At 63.3% G+C, this 23,310-nt stretch carries 21 protein-coding genes; 11 read left to right on the top strand and 10 right to left on the bottom strand.

What is annotated here, in order from left to right:
• Positions 1-3 precede the first annotated feature (3 nt).
• Positions 4-1,491, top strand: a complete 1,488-nt coding sequence (locus AC6BYQ_RS19260; RefSeq protein WP_063919401.1) for an MDR family MFS transporter — start codon at positions 4-6, stop codon at positions 1,489-1,491.
• 49 nt (positions 1,492-1,540) lie between these two features.
• Here AC6BYQ_RS19260 and AC6BYQ_RS19255 read toward each other — a convergent pair whose 3' ends face one another.
• Positions 1,541-1,840 carry a DUF1161 domain-containing protein gene (locus AC6BYQ_RS19255; protein WP_019455911.1) on the bottom strand — a complete coding sequence of 100 codons (300 nt, stop codon included), beginning with the start codon at positions 1,838-1,840 and terminating at the stop codon, positions 1,541-1,543.
• Positions 1,841-1,929: 89 nt separating this feature from the next.
• A complete protein-coding gene (locus AC6BYQ_RS19250; protein ID WP_019455910.1) occupies positions 1,930-2,298 on the bottom strand; it encodes a DUF1283 family protein in 369 nt (122 codons plus the stop codon).
• Between the two features lie 148 nt (positions 2,299-2,446).
• Here AC6BYQ_RS19250 and AC6BYQ_RS19245 point away from each other — a divergent pair, with 148 nt between their 5' ends.
• Positions 2,447-2,773, top strand: a complete 327-nt coding sequence (locus AC6BYQ_RS19245; RefSeq protein ID WP_004938563.1) for a YnfA family protein — start codon at positions 2,447-2,449, stop codon at positions 2,771-2,773.
• Positions 2,774-2,809: 36 nt separating this feature from the next.
• On the opposite strand, the gene ydfG is transcribed toward AC6BYQ_RS19245, so the two are convergent.
• The 5 genes from ydfG to fecI all read right to left on the bottom strand — a co-directional run bounded on the left by ydfG (position 2,810) and on the right by fecI (position 8,332).
• Entirely contained in the window at positions 2,810-3,559 is a 750-nt protein-coding gene (ydfG, locus tag AC6BYQ_RS19240; protein WP_025159728.1) for a bifunctional NADP-dependent 3-hydroxy acid dehydrogenase/3-hydroxypropionate dehydrogenase YdfG, read from the bottom strand.
• Between the two features lie 109 nt (positions 3,560-3,668).
• Positions 3,669-4,190: a GNAT family N-acetyltransferase gene (locus AC6BYQ_RS19235; RefSeq protein ID WP_019456504.1), complete on the bottom strand. Its 522-nt coding sequence runs from the start codon at positions 4,188-4,190 to the stop codon at positions 3,669-3,671.
• A gap of 199 nt (positions 4,191-4,389) precedes the next feature.
• Positions 4,390-6,741, bottom strand: coding sequence for a TonB-dependent Fe(3+) dicitrate receptor FecA (gene fecA, locus AC6BYQ_RS19230; protein ID WP_432525229.1), 2,352 nt, complete (start codon positions 6,739-6,741; stop codon positions 4,390-4,392).
• Positions 6,742-6,854: 113 nt separating this feature from the next.
• Entirely contained in the window at positions 6,855-7,811 is a 957-nt protein-coding gene (gene fecR, locus AC6BYQ_RS19225) for a ferric citrate uptake sigma factor regulator FecR (protein ID WP_498057375.1), read from the bottom strand.
• Positions 7,808-8,332, bottom strand: a complete 525-nt coding sequence (fecI, locus tag AC6BYQ_RS19220) for a ferric citrate uptake sigma factor FecI (RefSeq protein WP_025159729.1) — start codon at positions 8,330-8,332, stop codon at positions 7,808-7,810. The genes fecR and fecI overlap by 4 nt, the downstream gene beginning before the upstream one ends.
• 428 nt (positions 8,333-8,760) lie before the next feature.
• Between fecI and guaD the strand changes: the two genes are divergently transcribed.
• Positions 8,761-10,077, top strand: coding sequence for a guanine deaminase (gene guaD / locus AC6BYQ_RS19215; RefSeq protein WP_019456362.1), 1,317 nt, complete (start codon positions 8,761-8,763; stop codon positions 10,075-10,077).
• Here guaD and AC6BYQ_RS19210 read toward each other — a convergent pair.
• A complete protein-coding gene (locus AC6BYQ_RS19210; protein ID WP_498057374.1) occupies positions 10,062-11,225 on the bottom strand; it encodes an MFS transporter in 1,164 nt (387 codons plus the stop codon). The two genes, guaD and AC6BYQ_RS19210, sit on opposite strands and share 16 nt — an antisense overlap.
• Before the next feature lie 103 nt (positions 11,226-11,328).
• On the opposite strand from AC6BYQ_RS19210, the gene AC6BYQ_RS19205 reads away from it, so the two are divergent.
• Both AC6BYQ_RS19205 and dcp read left to right on the top strand, forming a co-directional pair.
• The gene (locus AC6BYQ_RS19205) at positions 11,329-12,243 is read left to right on the top strand and encodes a LysR family transcriptional regulator (RefSeq protein ID WP_498057373.1); all 915 of its coding nucleotides are present in this window, start codon (positions 11,329-11,331) and stop codon (positions 12,241-12,243) included.
• A 106-nt stretch (positions 12,244-12,349) separates the two neighbouring features.
• Positions 12,350-14,551: a peptidyl-dipeptidase Dcp gene (gene dcp, locus AC6BYQ_RS19200; protein ID WP_498057372.1), complete on the top strand. Its 2,202-nt coding sequence runs from the start codon at positions 12,350-12,352 to the stop codon at positions 14,549-14,551.
• Positions 14,552-14,639: 88 nt separating this feature from the next.
• Here dcp and AC6BYQ_RS19195 read toward each other — a convergent pair whose 3' ends face one another.
• Positions 14,640-15,554 carry a LysR family transcriptional regulator gene (locus tag AC6BYQ_RS19195; protein ID WP_498057371.1) on the bottom strand — a complete coding sequence of 305 codons (915 nt, stop codon included), beginning with the start codon at positions 15,552-15,554 and terminating at the stop codon, positions 14,640-14,642.
• Between the two features lie 106 nt (positions 15,555-15,660).
• Between AC6BYQ_RS19195 and AC6BYQ_RS19190 the strand changes: the two genes are divergently transcribed.
• From AC6BYQ_RS19190 to AC6BYQ_RS19180, 3 genes are all read left to right on the top strand, one after another.
• Positions 15,661-16,407, top strand: a complete 747-nt coding sequence (locus tag AC6BYQ_RS19190; RefSeq protein WP_498057370.1) for a sulfite exporter TauE/SafE family protein — start codon at positions 15,661-15,663, stop codon at positions 16,405-16,407.
• A gap of 98 nt (positions 16,408-16,505) precedes the next feature.
• Entirely contained in the window at positions 16,506-17,564 is a 1,059-nt protein-coding gene (locus AC6BYQ_RS19185) for a P1 family peptidase (protein ID WP_063919407.1), read from the top strand.
• 16 nt (positions 17,565-17,580) lie between these two features.
• Positions 17,581-18,405: a M55 family metallopeptidase gene (locus tag AC6BYQ_RS19180; RefSeq protein ID WP_025159731.1), complete on the top strand. Its 825-nt coding sequence runs from the start codon at positions 17,581-17,583 to the stop codon at positions 18,403-18,405.
• A gap of 12 nt (positions 18,406-18,417) precedes the next feature.
• Here AC6BYQ_RS19180 and AC6BYQ_RS19175 read toward each other — a convergent pair whose 3' ends face one another.
• A complete protein-coding gene (locus AC6BYQ_RS19175) occupies positions 18,418-18,909 on the bottom strand; it encodes a DUF1003 domain-containing protein (RefSeq protein WP_019456353.1) in 492 nt (163 codons plus the stop codon).
• A gap of 272 nt (positions 18,910-19,181) precedes the next feature.
• On the opposite strand from AC6BYQ_RS19175, the gene AC6BYQ_RS19170 reads away from it, so the two are divergent.
• From AC6BYQ_RS19170 to AC6BYQ_RS19160, 3 genes are read left to right on the top strand one after another with little or no spacing between them, the layout of a single operon-like run.
• A complete protein-coding gene (locus AC6BYQ_RS19170) occupies positions 19,182-21,404 on the top strand; it encodes a xanthine dehydrogenase family protein molybdopterin-binding subunit (protein WP_498057369.1) in 2,223 nt (740 codons plus the stop codon).
• Entirely contained in the window at positions 21,404-21,862 is a 459-nt protein-coding gene (locus AC6BYQ_RS19165) for a (2Fe-2S)-binding protein (RefSeq protein ID WP_019456351.1), read from the top strand. The genes AC6BYQ_RS19170 and AC6BYQ_RS19165 overlap by 1 nt, the downstream gene beginning before the upstream one ends.
• An 11-nt stretch (positions 21,863-21,873) precedes the next feature.
• A complete protein-coding gene (locus tag AC6BYQ_RS19160) occupies positions 21,874-23,178 on the top strand; it encodes a c-type cytochrome (RefSeq protein ID WP_498057368.1) in 1,305 nt (434 codons plus the stop codon).
• The last annotated feature ends 132 nt before the right edge of the window (positions 23,179-23,310 follow it).

The raw sequence follows: 23,310 nt of genomic DNA, 5'->3' as shown, positions 1-23,310 counted from the left end.
GCCATGACAAATAACGTTTCACCCGCACCTATCGCCCACCGCCCGCTGATCCTGATCGCCTGTATGCTGGCTATGTTCATGTCGGCGATCGAAGCCACCATCGTCGCCACCGCCATGCCGACCATCATCGGCGATCTCGGCGGCTTCTCGTTGCTGGGCTGGGTGTTCGCGGTCTATTTGCTGTCGCAGGCGATCACCATCCCCATCTACGGGCGGTTGGCGGATCTCTACGGCCGCAAGCGGGTGTTCTTCTTCGGCGCCACGCTGTTCCTGCTGGGGTCGGTGCTGTGCGGTTTCGCCCCGGACATGTATTGGCTGATCGGTTTCCGTTTATTGCAGGGGCTGGGGGCCGGCGCCATCATGCCGATCGCTTCCACCATCATCGGCGACATCTACAGCGCCACCGAGCGGCCGAAAGTGATGGGATATCTGTCGAGCGTATGGGGCGTGTCGGCGATCATCGGCCCGCTGTTGGGGGCGTTTATCGTGCAGCACCTGCCGTGGGCGCTGGTGTTCTGGGTCAACCTGCCGATCGGCCTGTTGGCGATGTTCTTCCTTTGGCGCTATCTGCCGGCGCATCAGCAATTGCGCCGGCACGCGCTGGATCTGGCCGGCACCGCCTGGCTGACGCTGTTCGTTTCCGCGTTGCTGCTGGCGCTGTTGCAGATGGAAAGCCTGGGATGGTGGGTGGTGCCGCTGCTGGCGCTGGCGGCGGTGTCGCTGGCGCTGCTGATCCGTCAGGAGCGGCGCGCGGTCGAACCGCTGTTCCCGCTGGCGCTGTGGCAAAGCCGGGTGATCGTCGCCGGCAACATCGGCGGGCTGGTGATCGGCGCGGCGATGATGGGCATCAGCGCCTTTCTGCCCACCTTCATTCAGGGCGTGATGGGCGGCTCACCGCTGGAAGCGGGCACCACGCTGGCCTTGATGTCGATCGGCTGGCCGCTGGCCAGCACGCTGAGCGGCCGTTTGATGCTGATGACTTCGTATCGCGCCACGGCGCTGTTAGGCGCGCTGCTGCTGGTGGCGGGCGGCCTGATCCTGCTGATGCTGCAGCCGGACGGCGGCCTGCTGTGGGGCCGGGTGGCGGCGTTTATGGTCGGCGCCGGCATGGGGCTGTGCAATACCACGTTTCTGGTTTCGGTGCAGAACGCGGCCCATTACAGCATTCGTGGCATCGCCACCGCCTGTACGGTGTTTACCCGCATGGTGGGATCGGCCATCGGCACCGCCATTCTGGGTGCGACGCTGAACCTCAACCTGCAGTGGCGTTTGCCGCAGATCGACGATCCGGTGCAGCGGCTGATGGAGCCGGCGGTGCGGCACAGCATGGGGGGCGAGGCGCTGGCGCAGTTGACCCAGCAAGTGGCGGCTTCGCTGCATTGGGTGTTCCTGGTGTCGGCGTTGGTGTCGTTGCTGGCGCTGGCGGCGGCGATGCTGATCCCGGCCCGTTGTCGGCCGCAGGGCGAAGAAGAAGAGGCGGAGCAGGCGTAAGGGATGAGAAAGGGCGCTGCTGCAGCGCGCCCTGGGTAGCCGGTGCGGCTTACTGCGTGTTGGAGGTATCCTGGCTGGTGCCGGTCTGCGCCGCGTCACCGCGATCGTCGCCGTTGTTCAGGCGGGTATAAACGATCTTCTGGGTGTCGTTTTCGCAGTGCCCAACCACCTGGCCGCCCGCTTGATCGGCCTGATCGTTTGGCACGATCTCCAGTTTGAAGCCGGACTCCGGAACGCCGTTATTGACGATTTTTTGCGAAATGTCGGCTTTCACGCTTTCGCAGGAGGCCAGGGCCGCCAATGGCGCGCCGGCCAGCAGCACAGCGGTTAATATCAGCGTTTTTTTCATCACGTCATCCTTTTAGACAATGGACTTCCTGTAACAGGATAGCAGCAACGGCGGCCGGGTTTCACGCTCGCCCGCCCGCCGCAGGGGGATTAAGGATTAATCCGACGCCCGGTCTGGCGATCCAGACATTTACGGGTATCCGGCTCCCAGTAGGCGTTAACGTTGTTGCTGTCGTTGCAGCGATCTTCGTCATCCGCCGCGCGGTCGGCCTTGTCGAACTCTTTCTCGACGCGGGTATTAACCTTGTGGCGCAGGGTTTTGGTATCATTCCACTGCTCTTTGCTCTGGCGCGCTTCTTCGGTGCTCATCGCGCCGCTGCCTTTGCCATCGACGGTGACGCAGGTGCTGCCCTGAGTGCAGGTGGCGGCCAGCGCCGGCGCCTGCCAGGCGCCCATTACGGCCAGCATGGCGACCGGCAGCATCCCGCGCAGCAGTCGTTGGGTCGAAAATGTTTTCATCGTTTCATCCTTATGAGTGAGTGCGCCTGATGATGGCGACACTGGCGTTACCTCGCCCGCAGGCGTGGTGACAAATATACCACCGCGCTCCTGGAATTCACCAGCCAAGCGCCGATTCGTTTAATTTACCGAGAGAAAACTGCGACCGATGTTAAAAACTACGCTGTTGTTTTTTGCGACCGCCCTGGCTGAAATTATCGGCTGTTTCCTGCCTTATCTGTGGCTGAAGAAGCAGGGTAGCGCCTGGCTGCTGCTGCCGGCGGCATTGAGCCTGATGCTGTTCGTCTGGCTGTTGACGCTGCATCCGGCGGCCAGCGGGCGGGTCTATGCGGCCTACGGCGGCGTGTATGTGGCGACGGCGCTGCTGTGGTTGCGGGTGGTGGATGGCGTGAAGCTGTCTGCGCTGGATTGGGTCGGCGCCGGCGTGGCGCTGGCGGGCATGCTGATTATCGTTTCCGGCTGGCGCGCGGCCTGAGGAAACGCGGCGGGAGTCGCCTCCCGCCGTCGCGGCTCAGGCGCCGCGGTGGATGTTCAGCCCGGCGAAGGACTGGCTGACCGGCATCATTTCCAGCGTGTTGATGTTGACGCGCGCCGGCAATGTCGCGACCCAGAACACCGACTCGGCGATGTCTTCCGGCGTCAGCGCATCGGCGCCTTCGTAGGTTTTGTTGACCTTGCCGTCATCACCCTTGAAGCGCACGTTGGAGAACTCGGTACCGCCCACCAGGCCGGGCTCGATATCGGTCACGCGGATGCGCGTGCCGTGCAGATCGGCGCGCAGGCCCAGGCTGAACTGCTTGACGAACGCCTTGGTGGCGCCGTACACGTTGCCGCCGGCGTAAGGCCAGTTGGCGGCGGTGGAGCCGATGTTGATCACATGGCCGACGTTGCGCTCGACCATGGCGGGCAGCAGCGCGCGGGTCATGTTCACCAGCCCTTTGGCGTTGGTGTCGATCATGGTTTCCCAGTCATCGGCGTTGGCCTTGTGCGCCGGCTCCAGCCCCAGCGCCAGCCCGGCGTTGTTCACCAGCACGTCAATCTGGCGCAGTTCGACCGGCAGCGCTTCGATCGCCTGCTGAATGGCGGCGCGGTTGCGCACGTCGAGCCGCACGATGTGCAGCGCTTCGCCCAGTTCTTCCTGCAGCTCTTCGAGACGCTCAAGGCGGCGCCCGGCGGCGATCACCCGATGGCCTTCACGGATAAAACGGCGTGCGATCGCCTCGCCGAAACCGGAGGTGGCGCCGGTAACAAAAATAATCATGTTGCTGTTCCTCAACTGTTTTTACCCTACATGCCTCTATCATTAGCACAAAGCCGCAGGCAGTGGCAGCGGTTATCGTGGCGGAAAGAAAAAAAGCAAACCGGGCCGATCAGCGTTGAGGCGGCAGGTGGTACACCACCGCGTCATACTTGATGCGTTCGCAGCGGCCTGCCAGCACGCCGCCCAGCGACTCGACGAGGCGGCGGCTGGCGGTATTCTGCTCGGCCACCGGGTAGAGAAAGTGCGGCGGCTGAAAGCGCTCGCTGGCCCAGCGCGCGATACCCTGCACGATTTCACGGCCGTAGCCCTGGCCATGCAGGCCCTCTTTCACCCAGATACCCAGCTCCGGGGTGTGGCTGCGCAGGTTGTGCGCGCCGCCGACGCCGACGAACTGCCGGTCTTCGCGCCGGCGGGCGACGAAGATCACTTCTTCGCCTTCGCGCATCAGCGGCAGCCAGCTTTGCCAGACGTTGGCGAAGTCTTCCGGCGACGCTTCCGGTTCAAAGGTCATAAAGCGCGTCAGAGTGGGGGTGATCGCCTGGTAAACATCGTCGGCGTCTGCTGCGGTAAAGGGGGCAATCAACAAACGGTCGGTGTCCACGCGGCACTGAGAAAGGTCATTGTGATTCATGTTATTTTCCCTCGCTTTTCAGGCCAGAACGGCAAAAAATCCGCGCCCATAAATCGGGGCGGATCGTCGATATTACGCGTATTGGCGTCAGAAGCGACTTATTTTTCACCGCTGCGGCGGTGCGCAAGCGCGGCATTTCGTGACGTCGTCACGTTGGTGGGGAAAGCGGCGGGCAGGGTTGGCCGCCCGCCGCTGAGGGTCAGAACTTCACCGAACCTTGCAGATAGATCGTGCGCGGTTGGCCGATGTACAGACCTTTGTTGTTGTCGTCATAGGCGCGGGTGAAATACTCGTGGTTGAACAGGTTTTTCACGCCGACGCCCAGATTCAGGCCGGCCATTTCCGGGCCGAAATCATAGGCGGCGCGCACGCCCCACAGCATATAGCCGGGGATGCGGCCGGTGCTGCCGTCGGCGCTTTCCGCCACGGTGTTGGCGTTGTCGGCGAACTGGCTGGATTGGAATTCGCCGTTAAGGTTAAACGCCCAGCTGCCTGGCGTGTAGTCCAGCCCCAGCGTGCCTTTATGCTTCGGCGAGAACGGCACCTGGTTGCCCTTGTAACCGCCGTCTTCACGAATGGTGGCGTTGACGTAGGCGTAGCTGGCGTAGGCGGTCAGGTCGTCCAGTTTCGGCGTCAGCTGCGACAGATCGTAACGCAGGCTGCCTTCCAGCCCGGCGTGGCGGGTTTTGCCGCGCGCGGTCACGCTGTCGGTCACCTGGTTGGAGTCGTACTGGTTGTTGAAGTTGATCAGGAACAGCCCGATTTCGCCGGTCAGCGCATCGCCGGCGTAGCGGGTGCCCAGCTCCCAGGTGCGCGCCTTCTCCGGTTCGATCTTGCCGCTGTCCACCGCTTTGCCCATCTGGCTATATTGCACGGTGCCGAAGGAGCCTTCGGTGTTGGCGTACAGGTTCCAGTATTCGTTCAGGTGATACATCACGTTCAACGCCGGCAGCGGCGCGTTATAGCTGACGTCGAGGCGGTTGTTCTTGATGTAGTTGTTCTGATACGACTTGATGTATTCGTAGCGCATGCCCGGCGTGATGGTCCAGTCGCCGATGTCGATGCGATCGTCGATATAAAACGCGTGCGCCTCGGTGCCGGACTGGGTGTCGCGATCGTACGGGCTGGCGGTGGACGGCAGCTTGCCGGTGCTGGCTTTAGTGTAGTAGCGCAGCTCGTGGGTGGATTCGCTGACGTAGCGATAACCGACGCCGACCTCGTGCGCCGAATCGCCCCAGCGGAAACTCTGGCTGTAGCGCGGTTCCACGCCGCGCACCCAGTATTCGCGTGGCGACAGCGTCAGGTTTTTACCCTGATCCAGATAGCCGCTGCGCAGGGTGTAGGTGTAGAAGCTCTGCACGTCGAACTTGTGCTGCTGATCCGGCTGATACTGGTAGCCGAAGTTGGCCAACTGGCGGCGGCCCCAGAACTTGTCGTACGGGCGCGTCGACTGGAACGGGTTGGCGTTGTAGTCCGCCCGGCTCAGGCCGCCCGGCATCTCCGCTTCGCCTTCGTAGTATTGCAGCAGGCTGTTGAAGGTGTGCACCTCGTTCGGCGCGTAACGGCTTTTCAGCATCACGTCGTCGATTTTGGTCGCGCTGTGCTCGCGCCAGTCGCTGCCGCGGGTGCCGGAGTAGAGCAGCGCCGCGCCGAGGCCGTTGTCGGCGGTGCCGCCGATCATCAGGTTACCGGTGCCTTTCGGGTGATCCTGGCGCGAGGTCGGGCTGAGCTGCCCCTGCATGCCGGCCTCCATGCCGAAGGTTTTCGGGATGGCGCGGGTGACGAAGTTGACGACGCCGCCGACGCTCTGCGGCCCGTAGCGCACCGCGCCGCCGCCGCGCACCACGTCAATCGCATCCATATTGCCGAGCGAGACCGGCGCCAGCGACAGCTGCGGCTGGCCGTAAGGGGCGAAGGGCACCGGGATGCCGTCCATCAGCACGGTGGAGCGGCTGGCGAGGCGCGGGTTGAGGCCGCGAATGCCGAAGTTCAGCGCCATATCGTGGCTGCCGGTGCCGTTGTTCTCCGGCGCCACCACGCCCGGTACGCGGTTTAACGCTTCGCGCACGGTGGTGGTGCCGGTTTTGGCGAACTCTTCGCGGCGCACCACGTCGCGCGCGCCGGGATGTTCGAATACATCGATCTGGCGGCCTTCTGCCAGCCAGTCGCCGACTACGGTGATGTCTTCTTCTTTCTGCGGCTGCGGCAGTTTGGCCAGCGTGTAGCCGTTGTTGCCGAGCGCTCGGGCCTGCAGGCCGCTGCCCGCCAGCAGAGCATTCAGGCCGTCGTCGACGCCGTAGCTGCCGTTCAGGCCCGGCGAACGTTTACCGGCGGTCAACGCGCCGTCTACCGAGAGCGCGATGCCGGCGCGAGCGGCGAACGCGTTCAGCGCGCCGTCCAGCTCACCGGCCGGAATGTGATAGGTGGCCGCGGCGCTGGCGGCGCTCGCCATCAGCGGTGCGGCGAATGCCAGGCCAATGGCCACGGCCAGCGGTTTGGCCCGTTTTCCCCAAAGCGAAGCCGGAGCGACCTTTCCCCAAGCGTTGTTCATACCTTCTCCTGAATCATTTTTATTTATTGCTGCAGTGTTTTCCTGGGAGTCGGATGAGCAAGGCAAAAGGGACAATCAAAAATGCGATTTTTTATCATTTTCATTTAAAAAGTTCAGGCGGGGACGATCTGCAGCCAATAGCGGGTAAAGCTCTGCAGACGTATCGGCAGCGTCTGGCTGAGCAGGGCGAGAGCGCGATCGGTATCGTTGAGTGGGAAACTGCCGCTGACGCGCAGGCCGGCAACGGCCGGATCGCAGCTCAGATGGCCGCGCCGGTAGCGCGCCAGTTCGGCGATCACCCGCTCCAGCCGCCACTGGCTGACGCTCAGCACGCCGCGCAGCCAGCTGTCCTCTTGCGCGGCGGGGTGTTTGTCGCCGAAGGCCGTGGCGCTGAAGCTGATCTGTTCGCCGGCATCCACCCGGCGCGTTTGCCGCGCGTCCTGCGCCAGCTGCGCTTCAACCGCATGCTCGAGCACTGTCAGACGCGTCTCGCCGCCGCTCTCGCGCACCAAAAAGCGGGTGCCGAGCGCGCGCATCGCCCCCTGCGGGCTTTGCACCCACAGCGGCCGGGCGTCGCGTCCGGTGATCAGGCTGATTTCCCCAGTGTGCAGGCGGATCAACCGTTGGCGATCGTCGTAATGCACATCGACCGCGCTGGCGGTATTCAGCACCAGCTGGGTGCCGTCGCTTAATACAATGGGCTTGATTTCGCCAGTGGCGGTGCGGTAGTCGGCGCGCAGCTCCCGGCCGAGCGGGGACTGATAAAAGAAGCCGCCGCTGCCCACACCGAGCAACAGCAGCAGGCTTTTCAGCAGCGTGCGGCGGTCGATCGCCGATTGGCGGCCGGCGCGATCGAGCGCGCGGTAGCTGAACTTGCCCGGCACGCCCTGTAGCTGGCTCTGCAACGCTTCGACGCGCCGCCATGCCCAGCGGTGATCGTCATGCTGCTGATGCCAGGCTTGCCACTGTTGGCGCTGGCGTTCGGTGACGTGCTCATCGCACAGCAGGGCGTACCAGTGTGCAGCCATTTTCAGCGCCTGGCGCTGCTCCGGGGTGATGGCGTTGCTCATGAGAAAACGTCGTTTTCCAGGCTGAACAACAGGCAGTGTTCGGTGGCCTTGGCCATGTATTTTTTAACCGAGCTGACCGACACGCCGAGGCGCGCGGCGATGTCCGCATAACCCAGGCCTTCGAGCTGCGACAACAGAAAGGCCTGCTTCACCTTGGGCCCGAGGCCGTCGAGCATGGCGTCGATCTGCTGCAGGCTTTCCAGCAGGCTCTGGCGCTGCTCCGGCGACGGGGCGTAGCCTTCCGGGATCAGCGCCAGCATCTCCAGATAAGCGCGCTCCAGCGTTCTGCGGCGGAACAGATCGACCATCACCCGCTTGGCGACGGTAACCAGAAAGTCTTTCGGTTCGCGCAGGGTCGCCGCGGCGTCGCTTTTCAGCAGGCGCATGAAGGTATCTTGCGCCACGTCGTCCGCATCGAACGCGCAGCCCAGCCGTCGGCGCAGCCATCCCTGCAACCAGGCGTGATGGGTGGCGTAGAGGCGCGATAGCGCGGTGTGCGGGGCAGAAGCGGTGGCGGACATGATTTTCGCATTGCTGGTCAAAAAGATGCGCGGATGATAATTGAGAATGGTTATCGTTTCAAGTTTGGCCGTTGTCCTCAGGCCGAGATTCAACCCCCAGGCGCGGCGTTGAAATAAGCCGTGCGCCGTGAAGATATTCGCTTGCCCATTCATGGTGCAGCGGCGCGGTGTTATTTTGGCAGGCAAACGGTTGCTATTGATCTGCCGGAGAGGATCGATGGTTTGCTTTATTCTTTTTTGCCGGTCAATTCCCCTTGATTAATTAATATCATTTTGTTTTTTAACAATAATGTATTTTGGCGCCGTCAACTGGCATACGGCTTGCTATGCTTAAGCCGGTCTTAGCGTTTGGGTAACAAAAGGCATTGTTTCATCTGCGTGGGTTATTACGCGGGTGAGGCGCGCCGGTCGCGACAAGGAAGAAAATAATGGCACTGCAATTCACCACGGCTATTCGTGGCAATTTTTTTGATATCTCCGCCTGTGTGGAGGAGCCGCAACAGCTCGACGAACGCCTGCGGCATGTTCCCGACGGTTTGCTGCTGCTGAACGACGGCGTCATCGTCTGGTTCGGCAGCTGGCAGCAGGGCGAGGCGCTGCTGCCGCCGGGCTTCGCGGTCACGGAATATCGCGACAAACTGATCGTGCCGGGATTTATCGATACCCACATCCACTACCCGCAAACCGAAATGATCGGCGCCTATGGCGACCAGCTGTTGGGCTGGTTAAACAATTACACCTTCCCGACCGAAAGCCGTTACGACTGCCAACGGCACGCCGACGAGATGTCGGCCTTCTTTCTGCAGCAGTTGCTGAGTAACGGCACCACCACCGCGTTGGTGTTCGGCACGGTGCATCCACAGTCGGTCGACGCCTTGTTCGGCCAGGCGCAAACGCTGAACATGCGCCTGATCGCCGGTAAGGTGATGATGGATCGCCATGCGCCGGAGGCGCTGCTGGAAACGCCGGAGCAGAGTTACCGCCAGACGCGTGAGCTGATTGAACGTTGGCACGGCAAAGGCCGCCTCGGTTACGCCATTACGCCGCGCTTTGCGCCCACCAGTACGCCGGCGCTGCTGGCGCAGGTTCAGCGGCTGCGCGAAGAGTATCCCGACGTCTGGCTGCAAACGCACCTGAGCGAGAACCCGCAGGAAGTGGCCTGGGTTAAAGCGCTGTTCCCGCAGCACCGGAGCTATCTGGATGTTTACCATCGTTATGGCATGACCGGCGATAAAAGCGTGTTCGCCCACTGCCTGCATCTGGAGGAGCAGGAGTGGGACTGCCTGTGCGATACCCGCTCGGCGATCGCCTTTTGCCCCACCTCTAACCTGTTCCTCGGCAGCGGGCTGTTCGACCTGCAGCAGGCCTGGCGCAAGCGGGTGAAGCTCGGCATCGGCACCGACGTGGGGGCAGGCACCACCTTTAACATGCTGCGCACGTTGGGCGAGGCGTACAAGGTCGGCCAGCTGCAGCATTACCGGCTCTCTGCTTTAGAGGCGTTCTACCATGCCACCCTGGGCGGCGCCCGCGCGCTGTCGCTGGACGACAAAATCGGCAACTTCAACGTCGGCAAAGAGGCGGATTTCGTGGTGCTCGATCCGGCGGTGACGCCGCTGCAGCAGTTGCGCTGCGCCAACAGCGCCACGTCGGCGGAACAAGGGTTCGTGCTGATGACGCTGGGGGACGATCGCAACATTTATCGCACCTATGTGGACGGTAAGGTGGTTTATCAGGCGGCGCGCTGACGCAGCCGCGCCTGCAGCCAAACGCTGAGCGGCGCGGCGACGACGGCGCTCAGCGCGCACAGCCATAACAGACGTTGCAAACCGAGCGGGGTGAAGCCGCTGCCGAGCAACGCGGAGGAGAGCAAAAAGGCCGCCGTGGCGCTCAGGTGTATCAGGGCGGTTTGCAGCACGCCGAAGGCCGCGCGTTGCTGATGGTCCGGCCAGCGCATGCTCAGGGAAGAGATCGCCACCAGTCGCGCGTAGGCCGCTGCGAGAAACGCAATCATGAACAGTTCGCCGCGATCGCCACCGCACGCCGCCAACCACAGGCTACCCAACAGCAACAGCGTGGCACCCAGCGTCAGCGTCACGGCGCCAAAACGTTGCAGCCAGCGTCCCGCCAGCACGGTCGCCAGATAGCCGGCCACGCCGCCGATGAGAAACAGCCAGGCCAAATGCGCGTCGGCCACCTGTAGCCGCTGGGTAAGCAGCGGCGCCAGTACCGGGATCAGCAGCATCGGGCTGAACTGTGTCAGGCCGGCGGCGGAGGCGAACAGCAACAAACGGCGATCGAGCGTGGCGGGGGCGGCGGCCTGCGGCTGCGGCGCATCACTGGGAACGAACAGCGCCACCAACACCGCCGCCAGCAGACACAGCCCACCGATCGCCACCAGCGCAACGCGCCAGCTCGCCACCTCGCACAGGTACAGCATGCCCGGCATGCCGACAATGCTCACCAGCGAAAAGGACGAAATCACCGTCGCCAGCATCCGGCCGTGCAGCGCGGCCGGCGCGGCGTTGAGCAGCAAGCCGATCCCGACGCCCATCGTGGTGCCGCCCAACAGACCGGCCAACAGCCGCAGCGCCAGCAGCCAATAGAACTGCTGAGTGGCGGCGATCAGTAAGGTCGTCACGCCCAGCAGCGCGACGTTGAACAGCAGAAAACGCTGCTTCTCAACGCCGCCGATCCAGAAAAACGCGCCGATGCCGGAAATTACCGCGGCCAGCGTATAGGCCGCGCTGACATAGCCGGCGAAGCTGACGGGCACCGAAAAATCGGCGGCCATATAGAGGAATATCGGGTTGAACACCATGTATTCCAGAGCGTTGGTGAACTGAATAAAGGCGATAACCAGCGCGATCGCCGTAAGCTTTCTTGTCGGGGACATAAGCATCCATCGGTTGCAGAATCAGGCCGGCAGTGTAGCGTTTGGCGTTTACCAGGATTAGGTGGTAGAAATGGCAGGGTTTATTATCAAAACCGGGATAATCATGCGCGCCAAATTGGATTTAAACCTGTTACGCATTTTTGTGGCGGTGGTGGAACAAGGCAGTTTCGTCGGGGCCGCTCGGGCGCTGGCCATGCCGACCTCTAACGTCAGCCGCGCTATCTCGCAGCTGGAGCGCCAGCTCGACCAGCGATTAATCGAACGCAGCACCCGCTCAATGCGGTTGACGCCGAACGGCCAGCTATTGCATGAGCGGACACAGCCGCTGCTGGCGTCGCTCGATCACACCGCGCAAACGCTCAGCGAACGGCAGCAACAGCTACGTGGGCCGCTGCGTCTGTGCGTGCCCAATGAAGTGGGGCCCTACCTGTTGGGCGATCCGTTAGCGGCCTTCGCCGTGCAGCATCCGCAGATCGAAATCAGCTGCGTCACCAATCTGGCGGGGATGGCGTCGCTGCTGGACGATGTCGATCTGGCGGTCATGATCAGCCGTGGCATGCTGGACGACAGCGACTATATCGCGCAGCCGCTGGCGACCTTTCCCTGCATCGTGGTAGCCGCTCCGGCGCTGTTGGCGCAATGGCCGCCGACGTCGAAGATTGAACAATTCACGCAACTGCCCTGTATCAGCACGGTGGATGCGCTGAAGGGGAGGCCGTGGCAGTTCGTCCACCCGGACGGAACCTTCGTTACCGTACCGGTCAATGCGCGTTATCGCGTCAATAGCGGGGAGATGGCGCTGAAGGCCGCCCTGGCCGGCGTGGGCTTCGCCATGCTCTCCGAGCTCGGCTGCCGGCCGTTTCTGGCCGACGGACGTTTGGTTGAGATACCGCTGACGTTGCCGCCGGCGCCGCTGCAGCTGTATGCCGTTTACCCCGGCCGCCGCTATCTGCCGGCCAAAACGCGTGCGCTGCTGACGTTCCTGATACAGCAGGTTGGCGAGGCGACTAACTTCTAATCACTTGTTTTTGCTCAAACTGCCAACTGCGCCTAAGCTAGGTAGTGACTCAGAGGGAGCCATTCCCCGAGACCTTATTCCGTGAACATGGAGGAGTTTCGATTTGATGCGTTTATCCACATTGGTGCTGGCGATCGGCATGGCGCTGGGCTCGCAGGCACAGGCAGCAGAAACCCAACCACACGCCGACCATAGCGCGCTGCCCAGCGGCCAGGCGAAGGAGGCTACCGTGACCGGTGAAGCCAATCATCACGACCAGCAAAAGACTCAAAATCCGTTCTTCTATCAAAGCCGTCTGCCGTTCCAGGCACCGCCGTTCAACCTGATCAAGGAAAGCGACTACGCGCCGGCAATCGCAGCGGGCATCAAGCAAAAGCGGGAAGAGGTGGAGAAGATCGCCAACAACCCGGCCAAGCCCAACTTCAAGAACACCTTCGTGGCGCTGGAGCAGGCCGGTTCGCTGCTGACGCGGGTAATGAACGTGTTCGGCGCCATGACCTCGGCCAACACCAGCGATGCGCTGCAGAAGCTGGATGAAGAGACTTCGCCGAAGCTGGCGGCGCTGAACGACGACATCATGCTCAACGGCAAGCTGTTCGCGCGCATCAAGGCCATTTATCAGGATCGCGATGCGCTGAAGCTGGATCCGGAATCGCGTCGGCTGGTGGAAGTGACCTACAAAAACTTCGAGCTGGCGGGCGCCAACCTGTCGGACGCCGACAAGGCCAAGCTGAAAGCGCTGAACCAGGAAGCGGCGACGCTGAGTACCCAGTTCACCAACAAACTGCTGGCGGCGAGCAAAAACGGCGCGCTGGCGATAACCGACCCGGCGAAGCTGGACGGCCTGTCGGAAGGCGAGCTGGCCGCAGCCGCGCAGGCGGCCGCCGAGCGCAAGCTGGAGAAACAGTGGCTGTTGGTGCTGCAGAACACCACGCAGCAGCCGCTGCTGCAGAGCCTGAAAGATCGCGACACCCGTAAAGCGCTGTTCGACGCCTCCTGGACGCGCGCGGAAAAAGGCGACGGCAACGATACCCGCCAGACCATTTCCCGTCTGGCCAAGGTGCGCGCCGAGCAGGCCAAACTGCTGGGCTACCCGAACTACGCCGCCTGGAAGCTGCAAAACCAGATGGCCAAGACGCCGGATGCCGCGCTGAGCTTTATGCGCAACATCGTGCCGGCGGCCACCGCACGCGCCGAGCGTGAAGCCAAAGACATTCAGGCGGTGATCGATCAGCAGAAGGGCGACTTCAAGGTGCAGGCCTGGGACTGGCAGTTCTACGCCGAACAGGTGCGCAAGGCCAAGTACGATCTGGACGAGTCGCAGATCAAACCTTACTTCGAGCTGAACAACGTGCTGAACAACGGCGTGTTCTACGCCGCCAACCTGCTGTACGGCATCAGCTTCAAAGAACGCAAGGACATCCCGGTCTACCAGCCGGACGTCAAGGTGTATGAAGTGTTCGACAAGGACGGCAAATCGCTGGCGCTGTTCTACACCGATTACTTCAAGCGCGACAACAAGGGCGGCGGCGCCTGGATGAGCAACTTCGTCGATCAGTCGAAACTCAACGGCACCAAGCCGGTGATCTACAACGTGGCCAACTTCACCAAACCGGCGCCGGGCCAGCCGGCGCTGCTGTCGTATGACGACGTGATCACCATGTTCCACGAGTTCGGCCACGCGCTGCACGGCATGTTCGCCGATCAGGAATACCCGAGCCTGTCGGGGACCAACACCGCGCGCGACTTCGTCGAGTTCCCGTCGCAGTTCAACGAACACTGGGTCAGCGATCCGAAAGTGTTCAGCCACTTCGCCAAACATTACCAGACCGGCGAGGCGATGCCGCAGGAACTGGTCGACAAGATCAAGAAGGCCGACAAGTTCAACAAGGGCTACAGCATGACCGAGCTGCTGTCCGCCGCGCTGCTGGATATGCACTGGCACATGCTGACCGCCGATCAGCCGCAGCAGGACGTGGACAAGTTCGAGGCCGAGTCGCTGCAAAAAGACAAGGTGGATCTCAGCTATGTGCCGCCGCGCTACCGCTCCAGCTACTTCCAGCACATCTGGGGTAACGGCTACGCCGCGGGCTACTACGCCTATCTGTGGACGGAAATGCTGGCGGACGACGCCTTCCAGTGGTTCACCGAGCACGGCGGACCGACCGCCGAAAACGGCCAGCGCTTCCGCGACATGATCCTGTCGCGCGGCAACAGCCAGGATCTGGAGAAGCTGTACATCGACTGGCGCGGCAAAGAGCCGAGCATCGAGCCGATGCTGCTCAACCGCGGGCTGAAGGACGAGTAAGTTCGTCCATTCCCGGTAAGTCAACAAAAGGGCGCGTGATGCGCCCTTCGTCTTTTTTGGCGTCGAGGCGTTAGAGAAAGGTTGAAGGTTAATCCGTTGCCGTGCGGTCGGCAAGATCCTCCTCTCCCTGGCGCAGGAACGCCACCAGCCGCTGCGCCGGCAGCGGCAGCTGCGCCAGTTCACGCACCGCAATAGACAGACGCCGGGTCGCCCAATCGTCCGTCAGCGCGAGGGCGCTGCGTTGAATTTCTGCATGGCGCCGGGCACTCTCTTCCGGCATTACCGCCAGCCCGGCGCCGCGCAGCACCATGCGGCAGATGGCGTCGAAATGGCCGGCGCGCGCCCGCAGCCGCATTGGGCCGCCGCTGCGTATCGCCAGCTGCTCCAGATGCTGTTGCAGCGCGCTCTCTTGCGGCAGGCCGATAAAATCAAAAGGCAGGGCGTCCGCAAAGCCGATCTGGCGGCGGCCGCTGAGCGCATGCCCCGGCGGCAGCGCCAGCACCAGACGATCCTGGCGAAAAGGATAGCTGACCAGACCGCGCAGGTCGGCGTGATCCGCCACGATGCCGATATCCGCCGCCCGTTCGGCGATCGCCTGCGCGATAGCCGGGCTGGGCAGCTCCTCCAGCGCGATGTCGGTGTGCGGGTGCAGCGCCAGAAAATCCGCCAGCAGCTCCGGCAAAAAGGCGTCGGCGGCGACGGTATTGGCGACGATGCGCAGCTGGCTGCGCTGGCCCGGCGCAAACTCGGCCATTTCGCCGCGCAGCCGGTCGCGCTGTTGCAACAGCAAACGAGCGTGTTGCAATAAGCGTTCACCGGCGGCCGTTACCTGGACGCCGCGCGGATTGCGCGTCAGCAGCGCCACACCTGCCTGCTGCTCCAGCCCGCGCATGCGGGCGCTGGCGGCGGCCAGCGACAGCCCGACGCGCTCGGCGCCGGCGGTGATGCTGCCGGTCTCGATCACCGCCACCAGCAGCCGCAGATCGATAAAGTCAAAATGCATGCGTTCTCCCTCTGTCTTTGCCGCAGGCAGGCTCTGCCATTGCCGCATTGTGCCGCGCCGCGCCGCTGGTCACAATCGGGCCGTTGATTGCCATAAGGATAGACGCATGTCGCTGACGCTACTGGATATTATCGCCCTGACGGGCATTTTTACGCTGGCCGGCACGGTCAAAGGGGCGATCGGTCTGGGATTGCCGACGGTGTCGATGGGGCTGCTTAGCCTGATGATGCCGCCGGGGCAGGCCGCCGCGCTGCTGCTGTTGCCCTCACTGATCACTAACCTGTGGCAGTTGCTGTGCGGGCCGATGCTGGGGGCGCTGTGCCGTCGGCTGTGGCCGATGATGCTGTGCGTCACGTTGGGCACGTTGCTGAGCGCCGGCGCGCTCACCGCCAGCGACGGCCGCCTGGCGCCGCTGGCGTTGGGCGTTTGCCTGTTCGGTTATGCGCTGTTGGGTTTTACCCGTTTCGATTGGCGCATTTCCGCCGCGACCGAACCTTGGCTGGGGCCGTTGTGCGGCCTGGTGACCGGTGCGCTGACCGGCGCCACCGGCGTGTTCGTCATACCGGCGGTACCTTATCTGAATGCGTTGGGCCTGGCGCGCGACGATCTGGTGCAGGCGCTGGGGCTGTCGTTCACCGTCTCGACGCTGGCGCTGGCCGCCGGTTTGGCCTGGCATCAGGCGCTGCCCGGCGCGCTGCTCGGCGGTTCGTTGTTGGCGCTGTTGCCGGCGTTGGGCGGCATGTGGCTGGGCGGGATCGTGCGCCGTCACTGCAGCCCGCTGATTTTTCGTCGCTGCTTTTTTAGCGGGTTATTGGTCCTGGGGGCAGAGATTGTGTGGCGGGGGATGTATTAGGCGGTAAATTTTACTTGCGCCTTCCGCTTTCAATTTACGGCGCGGCGCATTGCGCGATATTCTGGTTTCCTGATGGGCTAACGGCGGACGAGGGAACCATGACGGACAGCCAGGTGTTTGAACAACAAAGCCTCGACAATCTGCTGAGCTATTGGCGACGTCATCGCCGCCTGCCGGGCGCGCGTTACCCGGCCGGCCCGACCGACAGCCTGTGCGACGTGCCGGGCGTCAGCGTCGGGCATCACACGCTGGCCGACGGTGAATGCCAGACCGGCGTCACCGCCATCGTGCCGCCGGGCGATCTGTTCAACCAACCGCTGCCGTGCGGCAGTGCGGTGCTCAACGGTTTCGCCAAGCCGCTGGGATTGGTGCAATTGAATGAGCTGGGGGAGTTGCAGACGCCTATTCTGCTGAGCAATACCTTCGCCGTCGGCACGCTGTTTAACGCCATGGTGCGGCGCAGCTGTCTGCGCTATCCGCAGATCGGCCGCGGCAGCGCCACCATTAATCCGCTGGTGCTGGAGTGCAACGACGGCTACCTCAACGATATTCAGGCGATGGCGGTGCGTGAGGAACACGTCTTCAGCGCGCTGGATAATCACTCCACCCGCTTTGCGCGCGGCAGCGTCGGCGCCGGGCGCGGCATGAGCAGCTTCGGCCTGAAGGGAGGCATCGGCACCGCCTCGCGCTATTGCCCGGGGTTAGGCACCATGCTCGGCGTGCTGGTGCTGGCCAACTTCGGCACCCTCGACTCGCTGACGCTGAGCGGCGTGCGCGTAGGTCCGGCGCTGGGCAAACTGTTGGCGGATCCGCCGCCGCAGGTAGACGCCGGCTCGGTCATCATCATCATCGCCTGCGATCGGGCGCTGGACAGCCGTCAACTGAACCGTATCGCCCGCCGAGCGGGCGCCGGTTTGGGGCGGGTAGGCAGCCATTGGGGGCACGGCTCCGGCGACATCGCGCTGGCGTTCTCCACTCGGTTGTTGGGGGCGACGTTGCCGGACGAACGGCTGGAGCCGCTGTTTGCGGCGGCGGCGGACGCCACCGAATACGCGGTGCTGGATGCCTTGCTGAGCGCGGAAGGCGTCAGCGGTTTCCAGCAACATGCGCGCGTGGCGCTGGGCCCGCTGCTCGATCGGCTGGCGGCGGCAAATTAACTTACGGGAGCCCGATGTGAAGGTCTTTATCTCTGCAGATATCGAGGGGATAGCCGGCGTAATGCGGCCGGAGCAATGTAACCCGGCCCATGCCGACTATGCGGCGGCGCGCGAGCTGATGGAGCAGGAAGTCAACGCCGCCATCGACGGCGCTTTCGCCGGCGGCGCCACCGAGGTGACGGTGGCCGACAGCCACGCCATGATGCAGAACCTGCGCGCCGATCGCATCGATGCGCGGGCACGACTGGTGCAGGGCAAGCCGCGTGGGCTGTCGATGGTGGAAGGGCTGCAGCATCAGCGTTACGACGGCCTGATGTTTATTGGTTATCACAGCGCCGCCGGCGAGCGCGGCGTGCTGGCGCACACCATCAACGGCCGGGCCTTTTATCGCGTCAGCCTGAACGGCGACGTGGTGGGCGAAAGCGATCTGTATGCGGCGGCGGCGGCCGAGTTGAACGTGCCGCTGTGGCTGGTGAGCGGCGACGACGAGCTGCAAGGCTGGATCGCCGAACGCTATCCGCAAGCCGGCTATGTCTGCGTGAAGCGCGCCATCTCGCAAACCGCCGCCGAATCGCTCAGCCCGCAACGGGCGCGCGCCGAGATCCGCGAACGCGCGATGCAGCAGGTGCGACAGGGCGCCAGGCTGCCCGTGGAACGCCGCTTCATGCCGCCTTATCGGCTGACGCTGATGGCGGCCAAACCAGTGCTGGCGGATCTGTTCAGTCTGGTGCCCGGCGTGCAACGCCAGGACGCGCTCACCGTGGTCTTCGACAGCGATAACATGGCGGCGCAAATCAGCCTGCTCAGCGTATTTTCCTATCTGGCGACGACGCAGAGCTGAGCATCCCGGTCATTACTGCCGGTCGCGTTGGGTTAACTGGATAGTGAGGTGCTCAATGCGTTCGGCCATCTGCTTGGTCAGGGCGGTGAGCTCGGTGTTTTGTTTCAACAGCTCGAGCAGCTGTTCGGATTGCCGTTCGACCAGGGTTTGCCGCTGCGCCATCGCCTCATCCAAATCCTCCCGGTGCTGGGCATCGGCCAGGGCGTGCGCCTGATCGCGCTCGGCCTGACGGGTTTGCGCCAGCAGGATCAGCGGCGCGGCGTAGGCGGCCTGCAGGCTGAACGCCAGGTTCAGCAAAATAAACGGATAAGGGTCAAATTTGGTGAAGCCCGCCAGGTTGAGATAGATCCATACGCCGACCACCACCGTTTGCCCCACCAAAAACGTCGGGGTGCCGAAGAAACGGGCGAACGCCTCGGCTTTCAGGGCAAACCACTGATCGCCAAAGGTGTGGGTCAGGCCTTTCAGCGGGCGATACAAGCGAAATTTTTTGTGTTCCGACATAGCGGTAAGACTCGTTGCGGTTGGAAGTGCCTCATTTATAGCACAAATGAATGCAAAATTTTGTCCGCGCGACGGTCGGGCGTTGCCGGCCCGCACCGCACGATTCTCCAATAGAAAAATCCCTTTTCAACATTAAGCCTACTGAATAATAGGCTACGCTAATTATTGCTCTGCTGCGCTATATCACCTGACCGGCGCAGCAAGCCATTCCCATAACAAGATTTGTTTCGCCGAAGGCAGTGACGCCTTCGGTTTTTTTGGAGTCATGAGCAATGAGCATATCCCAAGTTCCGCTTTCGCGGCGGCGGTTCATCGTCGGCGCCGGGGCGTTGGTGATCGGCGCTTATCTGCCGTCCACCGGCGCGCTGGCGCGCTCGAACGCCCCGGCCGCCTCCGGCACGGCGGCGTTTGACGCCAACGCCTTCGTCCAGATCGGCGCCGACGGCATCGTCACCGTGATCAGTAAACACACCGAAGTGGGCCAGGGGGTCTATACCGGCATGGCGACGCTGGTCGCCGAAGAGCTCGATGCCGACTGGGCGCAGGTGCGGGTCGTGGCCGCGCCGGTGGACACCTCCGTCTACAAGAACCTGGCGTTTGGATTCCAGGGCACCGGTGGATCCAGCTCGGTCGCTAATGCCTATGAGCAGATGCGGCGCATGGGCGCCATGGCGCGTGCGCTGTTGGTGCAGGCCGCCGCGCAGAGTTGGAAAACCTCGGCGCAGGAAATCACCGTGCAGGCGGGCAAGATTCGCCACGCCGCCAGCGGGCGAGAAGCGGGTTTTGGCGAGTTCGCCGCGTTGGCCGCCACGCTGCCGCCGCCCGATCCCGCCAGCCTGACGCTGAAGGATCCGGCCCATTTCACCCTGATTGGCAAAACGCGCGGCCTGCACCGCGTCGATTCGCTGGCGAAAACCAACGGCAGCGCGCAGTTCTCGCAGGATATCCACGAGCCGGACATGCTGACCGTCACCATCAAGAAGCCGCCGCGTTTCGGCGGCAAGGTGGCGACCTTCGACGCCGAGCGCGCGCTGGCGGTGCCGGGAGTGGTGGCGGTGAAGCAGATCGCCACCGGCGTGGCGGTTTACGCCAAAAATACCTGGGCGGCGATCCAGGGACGGGAGCGGCTGCGGGTAACCTGGGACGACGCGCAGGCCGAACGGCGCAACACCGAAGAGATTTACGCCGAATTCCGTCAGGTGGCGCAGAAAAGCGGCGTGGTGGCGAAGAGTCTCGGTAAGCCGGACGAGGTGTTCGACAAGGCCGACAAGGTGATTGAGGCCGAATACACCTTCCCGTACGTCGCCCACGCCCCGATGGAGCCGCTGGACGGTTACCTGTTCTGGGATGGCGAAAGCGTCAAGGCGCGCTATGGCTGCCAAATCCAAACGCTCGATCACAAGCAGCTGTGCGATCTGTTCGAACTGCCGCCGGACAAGGTGCAGATTGACACTATTCTGGCGGGTGGCAGCTTTGGGCGGCGCATCGATCTGGGTAACCCGACGCTGGGGCCGGACCTGGCGGCCGACATGGCGGCTGCCGCCAAGGGCATCGGCCCCGGCCACGGTGTGAAGGTGGTGTGGACGCGCGAGGACGACATCCGCAATGGTTGGTATCGTCCGATGATCCTGCACCGCCTGCGCGGCGCCATCCGTGGCGGCAAGGTGGTGGGGTGGACCGATACCGTGGTCGGCCACTCCTGGACGCGCCACAGCGCGATGGATGCGCTGGTGGTCAACGGCCTCGATCAGATGATGGTCGAGGGTGCCAGCGAGGTGCCTTATACCTTCGAAGCCTTCCGCTGCGATGCGCACATCGTGCCCGGCAAGGTGCCGACCACCTCACTGCGATCGGTCGCCAGCACCCACACCGGCCACGCGGTGGAGAGCTTTATCGATCAATTGCTGCAGGAGACCGGGCAGGATCCGGTTGAAGGGCGGCTGGCGTTGATGGGCGAGGCGCCGCGTGCGGCGGGTGTGCTGCGGGCGGTGGCCAAAGCCGCCGGCTGGCAGGGTGCCAAAGTGGTGGACGGACGCGCGCGCGGCGTGGGCGTCGCCAAGGCGTTCGATACCTATGTGGCGCAGGTGGCCGAGGTGTCGATCGGCGAGGGCGACATTCCGAAAGTGCACAAGGTGTGGTGCGCGGTGGACTGCGGCGTGGCGGTGAATCCCGACGTGATCCGCGCGCAGATCGAAGGCGGCATCGGCTACGGCCTCAGCATGGCGCTATACGGCAACATTACGCTGAAAGACGGCGTGGTTGAACAGTCCAACTTTAATAATTACCGCCCGCTGCGCATCGATGAGATGCCGGAGATCGAGGTGATCATCGTGCCCTCGAGCGAGAAACCGACCGGCATAGGCGAACTGGGGGTGCCGACCATCGCTCCGGCGGTCGGCAACGCGCTGGCGCTGCTCGGGCGGCCGCGCAGCTCGCTGAACCTGCCGCTGCATAATCCCACCGCGAATCCGGCATCTGACAAGGAGAGAACCTGATGATGCAATTAACCGTAAACGATCGGCCGCTGACCTTTGAGGGTGACCCGCACATGCCGCTGCTGTGGTTTTTGCGTGACGAAGCCGGCCTGACCGGCACCAAGTTCGGCTGCGGCATCGCCATGTGCGGTGCCTGCACCGTGCATCTGGACGGCGTGCCGGTGCGATCGTGCATGACGCCGGTCTCCGCCGCCGTCGGCAAGAAAATCACCACCATCGAAGCCGTGGGCGCCACGCCGGAGGGCAAAGCGGTGCAGGAAGCCTGGCTCGACCTGGACGTGGTGCAGTGCGGTTACTGCCAGTCCGGCCAGATCATGAGCGCCAGCGCGCTGTTGGCGCAAAGTAAAAATCCAAGCGATGCGGACATCGATGCGGCGATGGGCGGCAACGTCTGCCGCTGCGCCACCTATGTGCGCATTCGCGCCGCCATCCACCAGGCCGCCAAGGCATTGGGTTAGGGAGAGATGCGATGAGCAACGCCTTGAAAGGGCTGTTATGGCTGATTATCGCCGTGGCGGTACTGGCGGGAGGGTACGCGCTGTACACGCAGCTGCGGCCAACCGGCGCGGAACCCGCGGCGCCGATCGCCGGGGCGCCGGCCGGCATCACCGATAAGCTGGCGCGCGGCGAGTACCTGGCGCGCGCCGCCGACTGCGTGGCGTGCCATACCGCGCCGGGCGGCGCGCCTTATGCGGGCGGCTTCGCCTTTAAACTGCCGTTCGGCACCATTTACGGCACCAACATCACCGCCGACAAGGAGACCGGCATCGGCAACTGGAGCGACGATCAGTTCGTGCGCGCGGTACGTGAGGGCATCGGCCCGCAGGGCAACCTGTATCCGGCGATGCCGTACACCTCGTACACCGGGCTGAGCCGCGACGACGTGCTGGCGATCAAGGATTATCTGTTCAGTCTGCCGCCGGTGAAACAGGCCAACCCGCAAAACGATCTGTCGTTCCCGTTCAACCAGCGTTGGGGCATGAAATTCTGGAACCTGGCGTTCTTTAACGAGCAGCGTTTTACGCCGGATCTCAATAAGGACGAACAGTGGAATCGTGGCGCCTATCTGGCGACGGCGCTGGGCCACTGCGGCGAGTGCCACACGCCGCGCAATCTGGGGTTTGGTCTTAACCAGAGCAAGCACCTGAGCGGTGAAGTGGTGCAGGGCTGGTTCGCCGCCAACATCACGCCGGACAAACAGACCGGCATCGGTGGCTGGAGCGACCAGCAGCTGTCGCAATATCTGGCTACCGGCCATGCGCCGGGGCGCAGCAGCGCCGCAGGCCCGATGGCGGAAGCGGTGGAAAACAGCCTGCAGTTCCTGACGCAAGAAGACAATCTGGCGTTGGTGAAATACCTGCGCGACATCGAGCCGATCGCCGGCGACGCTGCCGCCGCGGTGAACCTACAGCCGAAGGGCGCGGCGGCTTCCACCCCGATCCTGCCGGGCGGGCAAGACAGTTCGCTCGGGCGCCGGCTGTTCGCCAACGACTGCAGCGGCTGCCACCAGTGGAACGGGCCGGGCCGCCAGAGCGAGTATGCGTCGCTGGTGGGCAGCACAGCGGTGAACGATCCGCAGGGGCGCAGCGCGGTGCAGGCCATCCTGAAGGGGACGAGCATCAGCATCGGCGATCGGCATGAAATGATGCCGGCGTTCGGCAGCGCCTATTCCGACGAGGAAGTGGCGGCGGTCGCCAACTTCGTGGTCGGCCACTTCGGCGATAAGCAGGGCAAAGTCACCGCCAAGCAGGTAGCGGAGCAGCGCAAGCAGTAACGCATCGCGGTGGCGTGTGTGTTGAGGGCGGCGATATCGGTGATATCGCCGCTTTTTTGTGCACAGAAAACCCCCAGCTAGGCTGGGGGTTCAGTAAAGCTTTCAGCTTTGGGCCAGTTATAAAAACCCCTT

The sequence above is a fragment of the Serratia sp. LTN-2 genome, assembly GCF_059740205.1.
Note: the sequence above shows the minus strand (reverse complement) of the source record. Positions and strands in the feature narration are given on the sequence as shown.

Bases quoted from the DNA above. Each gene is read 5' to 3' on its own strand.
- AC6BYQ_RS19260 (WP_063919401.1), top strand. From the start codon at position 4: ATGACAAATAACGTTTCACCCGCACCTATCGCCCACCGCCCGCTGATC.
- AC6BYQ_RS19255 (WP_019455911.1), bottom strand. From the start codon at position 1,840: ATGAAAAAAACGCTGATATTAACCGCTGTGCTGCTGGCCGGCGCGCCA.
- AC6BYQ_RS19250 (WP_019455910.1), bottom strand. From the start codon at position 2,298: ATGAAAACATTTTCGACCCAACGACTGCTGCGCGGGATGCTGCCGGTC.
- AC6BYQ_RS19245 (WP_004938563.1), top strand. From the start codon at position 2,447: ATGTTAAAAACTACGCTGTTGTTTTTTGCGACCGCCCTGGCTGAAATT.
- ydfG (WP_025159728.1), bottom strand. From the start codon at position 3,559: ATGATTATTTTTGTTACCGGCGCCACCTCCGGTTTCGGCGAGGCGATC.
- AC6BYQ_RS19235 (WP_019456504.1), bottom strand. From the start codon at position 4,190: ATGAATCACAATGACCTTTCTCAGTGCCGCGTGGACACCGACCGTTTG.
- fecA (WP_432525229.1), bottom strand. From the start codon at position 6,741: ATGAACAACGCTTGGGGAAAGGTCGCTCCGGCTTCGCTTTGGGGAAAA.
- fecR (WP_498057375.1), bottom strand. From the start codon at position 7,811: ATGAGCAACGCCATCACCCCGGAGCAGCGCCAGGCGCTGAAAATGGCT.
- fecI (WP_025159729.1), bottom strand. From the start codon at position 8,332: ATGTCCGCCACCGCTTCTGCCCCGCACACCGCGCTATCGCGCCTCTAC.
- guaD (WP_019456362.1), top strand. From the start codon at position 8,761: ATGGCACTGCAATTCACCACGGCTATTCGTGGCAATTTTTTTGATATC.
- AC6BYQ_RS19210 (WP_498057374.1), bottom strand. From the start codon at position 11,225: ATGTCCCCGACAAGAAAGCTTACGGCGATCGCGCTGGTTATCGCCTTT.
- AC6BYQ_RS19205 (WP_498057373.1), top strand. From the start codon at position 11,329: ATGCGCGCCAAATTGGATTTAAACCTGTTACGCATTTTTGTGGCGGTG.
- dcp (WP_498057372.1), top strand. From the start codon at position 12,350: ATGCGTTTATCCACATTGGTGCTGGCGATCGGCATGGCGCTGGGCTCG.
- AC6BYQ_RS19195 (WP_498057371.1), bottom strand. From the start codon at position 15,554: ATGCATTTTGACTTTATCGATCTGCGGCTGCTGGTGGCGGTGATCGAG.
- AC6BYQ_RS19190 (WP_498057370.1), top strand. From the start codon at position 15,661: ATGTCGCTGACGCTACTGGATATTATCGCCCTGACGGGCATTTTTACG.
- AC6BYQ_RS19185 (WP_063919407.1), top strand. From the start codon at position 16,506: ATGACGGACAGCCAGGTGTTTGAACAACAAAGCCTCGACAATCTGCTG.
- AC6BYQ_RS19175 (WP_019456353.1), bottom strand. From the start codon at position 18,909: ATGTCGGAACACAAAAAATTTCGCTTGTATCGCCCGCTGAAAGGCCTG.
- AC6BYQ_RS19170 (WP_498057369.1), top strand. From the start codon at position 19,182: ATGAGCATATCCCAAGTTCCGCTTTCGCGGCGGCGGTTCATCGTCGGC.
- AC6BYQ_RS19165 (WP_019456351.1), top strand. From the start codon at position 21,404: ATGATGCAATTAACCGTAAACGATCGGCCGCTGACCTTTGAGGGTGAC.
- AC6BYQ_RS19160 (WP_498057368.1), top strand. From the start codon at position 21,874: ATGAGCAACGCCTTGAAAGGGCTGTTATGGCTGATTATCGCCGTGGCG.